This window comes from Mesorhizobium sp. M7A.F.Ca.US.006.01.1.1 (assembly GCF_003997935.1).
Taxonomy (GTDB): Bacteria; Pseudomonadota; Alphaproteobacteria; order Rhizobiales; family Rhizobiaceae; genus Mesorhizobium.
The window spans coordinates 1-5,416 of sequence record NZ_RZQL01000354.1 but is presented as its reverse complement, the minus strand read 5'-3'; the positions used below and the strand labels follow the sequence as shown (position 1 = coordinate 5,416).

The following is a 5,416-nucleotide window of genomic DNA, read 5'->3' as shown; positions in this document are numbered from 1 at the left end:
CGCCAGCACGAGGCCGAGGGCGGCGTTGCCGGGCGTGGCACCCGCTATACCAGGAACCGCGATGTCATGGTGGCCGGCATGCGCGAGCTCGGCTTCGAAACATTGCTGAAAGACCGCTGGCTGTCGCCGATCATCGTCACCTTTTTCAATCCGGCCCATGCCAACTTTGCCTTTGACCGCTTCTACAACCTGATGAAGGACAAGGGCTTCATCATCTATCCGGGCAAGCTGACCGCCGTCGATAGCTTCCGCATCGGCTGCATCGGCCAGATGGACGAACATGTCATGCGCCGCGTCGTCGAGGCGGCGGCTTTCTCGCTGCATGAAATGGGTGTCGACACCGCCGCCCCACCCGCCGCGGCACTCGCCGAACGCGCCAAACTCGCCGCCTGAAGCGGCCGATTTCGAGGATATCAGATGAACCAGATGTCTCCCATCAACGTCGCGGTCAACGGCCGCACCTACGCCTGGCCGCGTGTGCCGGCCATCGCTATCTGCCTTGACGGCTGCGAGCCGGCCTATCTCGACGAAGCCATCGAGGCCGGGCTGATGCCGGCGCTGGTCAGGATAAAGCAGAAGGGCACTGTGCGTTTTGCGCACTCGGTCATTCCGAGCTTCACCAATCCCAACAATCTGTCGATCGCCACCGGCCGGCCGCCGTCCGTGCATGGCATCTGCGGCAACTATCTCTATGAGCGCGAGACCGGCAAGGAAGTGATGATGAACGATCCGCGCTTCCTGCGCGCGCCGACCATCTTCCAAGCCTTCTACGATGCAGGCGCCAAGGTCGCCGTGGTCACCGCCAAGGACAAGCTGCGTGCCTTGCTTGGCAAGGGTCTTGCCTTCGATGAAGGCCGCGCCCTGTGTTTCTCGGCGGAGAAGTCCGACACCACGACTGTAGCCGAGCATGGCATCGCCAATGCCTCGAAGCATTTCGGTCTGCCGGTGCCGGAGGTCTATTCGGCAGAGCTGTCGGAATTCGTCTTCGCCGCCGGCGTCCAGCTGCTGAAGGAATTTCGCCCCGACATCATGTACCTGACGACCACCGACTATGTGCAGCACAAATATGCGCCCGGCGTGCCACAGGCCAACGCCTTCTACGAAATGTTCGACAAGTACCTGACCGAGCTTGATGCGCTGGGCGCGGCGATCGTCGTCACCGCCGACCATGGCATGAAGCCCAAGCACAAGGCGGACGGTTCGCCCGACGTCGTCTATGTCCAGGACCTGCTCGACGAGTGGCTTGGCAAGGACGCCGCTCGCGTAATCCTGCCGATCACCGATCCCTATGTCGTGCATCACGGCGCACTTGGCTCGTTTGCCACCGCCTATCTGCCTGATGGCGCCGACCAGGCAGATATCATGGCGCGGCTGGCCAAGATCGATGGCATCATGCTGGTCGTCGACAGCCCGACGGCCTGCGAACGCTTCGAACTGCCGGCCGACCGCATCGGCGATATCGTGCTGATCTCGACCGAGAACAAGACGATCGGCACCTCGGAACATCGCCATGATCTGGCGGCGCTCAATGAGCCGCTGCGCTCACATGGCGGGCTGACCGAGCAGGAAGTGCCGTTCATCGTCAACCGTGTGCTGCCGGAATTGCCGAACGAACCTGTGTTGAGAAACTTCGACGCCTTCTACTACGCCACCATGGCGGCGGCGCTGGCGGGCTGAGTGAGTTGGATCGCCGGTAGGGCGTGTCGCCGTCCATGATGGCACTGGTCGACCCCCACTCCGGCCCTTCGGGCGACCTCTCCCCCGATCGACGGGGGAGAGGAAGGGCGCTGAGCTCGCCGGCCTTGGCTCCCTTCCTCTCCCTCCGGAGAGGGGAGAGGTGACGCCGCGAAGCGGCGACGGAGTGGGGGAAGCCATTGCCAAGACGCGATGGCCTCGCCAACAAAAGATCGATGTAGCTCTCTGAGCACCGGGAACACTGACATGACCAAACTCGACCCTGCCATCAAAGTTCGCCACGAGCCGATGCGCATTGCCGGCAGACGAGTCGATGCCGACGGCGTCGTTGAGGTGCGCTATCCCTGGAACGATACCGTCATCGGCACCGTGCCGGCCGGGCGTGCCGAGCACGCGCGAAAAGCCTTCGAGATCGCCGCCGGCTACAAATCGAAGCTGACCCGCTACGAGCGCCAGCAGATCCTGTTTCGCACGGCGGAAGCGCTGGCGTCGCGCCGGGAGGAAATCTCCGATCTCATCACGCTCGAGCTCGGCATCTCCAAGGCGGATTCGCTCTACGAGGTCGGCCGCGCCTATGACGTGTTCACGCTGTCGGCGCAGATGTGCATCCAGGATGACGGCCAGATCTTTTCCTGCGACCTCACCCCGCACGGCAAGGCGCGCAAGATCTTCACCACCCGCGAACCGCTGAAAGCGATCTCGGCGATCACGCCGTTCAACCATCCGCTCAACATGGTTTCGCACAAGGTGGCGCCGGCGATCGCCACCAACAATTGCGTGGTGGTCAAGCCGACCGAACTGACGCCGATGACGGCGCTTCTGCTGGCCGACATCCTCTACGAAGCCGGCTTGCCGCCCGAAATGCTGTCGGTGGTGACCGGCTGGCCGACCGATATCGGCAACGAGATGATCACCAACGAGAACATCGATCTGATCACCTTCACCGGCGGCGTGCCGGTCGGCAAGATGATCGCCCGCACCGCCGGCTACAAGCGCCAGGTGCTGGAACTCGGCGGCAACGATCCGCTGATCATCCTCAACGATCTCTCCGATGACGATCTGGCCAAGGCAGCCGACCTTGCAGTGGCCGGAGCGACGAAGAACTCCGGCCAGCGCTGCACGGCGGTCAAGCGCATCCTCATCCAGGAAAGCGTCGCCGACCGCTTCGTGCCGCTGGTGCTGGAGCGGGCGAAGAAGATCCGCTTCGGCGACCCCATGGACCGCTTGACCGACCTTGGCACCGTCGTGCACGAGAAGGCGGCGGCGCTGTTCGAAGCGCGCGTCCACATGGCCGCCGAGCAGGGCGCCGAAATCCTCTACAATCCGGGTCGCCAGGGCGCGTTGCTGCCGCCGATCGTCGTCGATCGCGTGCCGCACACATCCGAACTGGTGATGGAAGAGACGTTCGGGCCGATCATCCCGATCGTTCGCGCGCCGGACGATGACGATGCGCTGATCGCACTGTCCAACTCGACCGCCTTCGGCCTGTCGTCGGGCGTCTGCACCAACTCTTTTCCGCGCATGCAGAAATACATCGCCGGCCTTCAGGTCGGCACCGTCAACATCTGGGAAGTGCCGGGCTACCGCATCGAGATGTCGCCCTTCGGCGGCATCAAGGATTCGGGCAATGGCTACAAGGAAGGCGTCATCGAGGCGATGAAGAGCTACACCAATGTGAAGACATTTTCGCTGCCCTGGTCCTGACCGGACGGCATTGACGGATAGAACAATCGAGGGAGCGTTCGCCGCTCCCTCATTCGCGTTTCGGAGACCATGATGGCCGCGATCAAAGAGCTTGTGCACACCGAAGGCGATTCCAACACCACAGCGGCTCGCGGCCGCTGGGATGCCGGGCAGGACGATCCGCGGATCCGCGGCCTGCTCGATCGCGACGCGGCCGCCTTCATGCACCAGAGCCTGTCCAGCCCCTGTTTGTCGACGATCGCGAAGGCGCAAGGCATCTGGATCGAGGACACCGCCGGCCGCCGCTTCATGGATTTCCACGGCAACAGCGTCCATCACCTCGGCTATGGCCATCCAAGGCTTGTGGCCGCCATCAAGAAGCAGCTCGATGAGCTCTGCTTTGCGCCGCGCCGCTTTACCTGCGAGCCCGCCGTCGAGCTGGCGGAGAAGCTGGCGGCATTGGCACCCGGCGATCTCGGCAAGGTGCTGTTCACCACCGGTGGTTCGGATGCCATCGAGGTCGCGCTGAAGATCGCCCGCGCCGCGACCGGCCGCTTCAAGACGGTGTCGTTCTGGGATGCGTTCCACGGCGCCGGCTTCGGCGCAGCCAGCGTCGGCGGCGAGGCGACCTTCCGATCGCACATATCAGGCCCGATGATGACCGGCACCGAACATGTCGCGCCGTGGGATGGCTATCGCTGCCCCTATGGCCACGATTCCCTGGAAGCATCGGGCCTCGCCTGCGCCAACATGATCGCCTATGTTCTGGGCCGCGAGCAGGACGTGGCGGCGGTCGTCGCAGAACCGATGCGGGCGACGCCAAACCCTCCGCCGCCGGGCTTCTGGAAGCGGGTGCGCGAGGCCTGCGACCGGCACGGCACGCTCTTGATCTTCGACGAGATCCCGACCGGCCTCGGCAAGACCGGAAAATTCTTCGCCCACGAGCATGACGATGTGACGCCCGATATCGTCGTCCTCGGCAAGTCGCTCGGCGGCGGCATCCTGCCGATCGCCGCCGTCATAGCGCGCCGCGATCTCGACGTCACCGGTGGCTTCGCGATCGGTCACTACACCCACGAGAAGAACCCGGTGACGACCCGCGCCGCGCTGACGACGATCGACATCATCCTGGAGGAAGGGCTGGTCGAGCGTGCGGCCGAACTTGGCCGGCACATGCTGGAGCGTATGCACGACCTGATGGCGCGCTCGCCCCATGTCGGCGACGTCAGGGGCAGGGGACTGATGGTCGGCGTCGAGCTCGTCGAAGATCGCGATACGCGCCAGCCGGCACGCGATCTCGCCGAGCGCGTCTTCTATGCCTGCCTTGAACGGGGGCTGAGCTTCAAGATCAGCCAGGGCAACGTGTTGACGCTGTCGCCGCCGCTGGTCATTTCGAAAACCGACCTCGACCGCGCGCTCGACATCGTCGAGAGTGCCGTGCTGGCGGCCTGACCGTGAAGGCCGTGCGCACCGACCGCGAGCTCGAATGCCCCGGCATTGACGCCGGCTTGCGGGCGAGGGGTGTCGAGCTGGTGACGCTGCCGGACGGCATCCCCGAAGCGGATCTCGTGCAGGCCGTTGCCGACGCCGATCTTTTGCTGATGTGCTACACGCCGATCACCGCACGGGTGATCGAGGCGGCTCCCAGATTGAAGGGCATCGTCAAATATGGCGTCGGCGTCGATGCCATCGACATCCTTGCCGCAATGCGGCGCGGCATTCCTGTCGTTAATGTGCCGGACTATGCCGAGGAAACCGTCGCCGAGGGCGCCTTCGCCCTGATGATCGCGCTCGCCAAGCGGCTGCCGGCGATCACGGCGGCGGTGTCGCGTGATGGCTGGATCTGGCCCGAGCAACGCTGGCTGGGGCGCGACATGTCCGGCGCCACGCTTGGGCTCGTCGGCTGCGGCAAGATCGGCCGCAGCATGGCGCGCATGGCCGGACAGGGATTTCACGCGCGCGTTCTTGGCTTCGATCCAGGTGTCGATGCGGCAACGATGCACGACGCCGGCATCGAGAAGACCGATGATCTCCACAC

General features: G+C 64.3%; 4 protein-coding genes and 1 pseudogene. All 5 read left to right on the top strand.

Going from position 1 to position 5,416, the window contains the following annotated elements; translation table 11 throughout:
- A pseudogene (locus EN943_RS34565) lies at nt 1-393 on the top strand (2-aminoethylphosphonate--pyruvate transaminase); the annotation flags it as partial.
- A gap of 24 nt (nt 394-417) precedes the next feature.
- Nucleotides 418-1,677 carry a phosphonoacetate hydrolase gene (gene phnA / locus EN943_RS34560; protein WP_127416326.1) on the top strand — a complete coding sequence of 420 codons (1,260 nt, stop codon included), beginning with the start codon at nt 418-420 and terminating at the stop codon, nt 1,675-1,677.
- Between the two features lie 264 nt (nt 1,678-1,941).
- The gene (gene phnY, locus EN943_RS34555; protein WP_127416325.1) at nt 1,942-3,399 is read left to right on the top strand and encodes a phosphonoacetaldehyde dehydrogenase; all 1,458 of its coding nucleotides are present in this window, start codon (nt 1,942-1,944) and stop codon (nt 3,397-3,399) included.
- A 72-nt stretch (nt 3,400-3,471) separates the two neighbouring features.
- Nucleotides 3,472-4,830, top strand: coding sequence for an aspartate aminotransferase family protein (locus tag EN943_RS34550; RefSeq protein ID WP_127416324.1), 1,359 nt, complete (start codon nt 3,472-3,474; stop codon nt 4,828-4,830).
- 2 nt (nt 4,831-4,832) lie between these two features.
- A partial coding sequence (locus EN943_RS34545) for an NAD(P)-dependent oxidoreductase (protein ID WP_281060876.1) occupies nt 4,833-5,416 on the top strand: 584 nt, incomplete at its 3' end.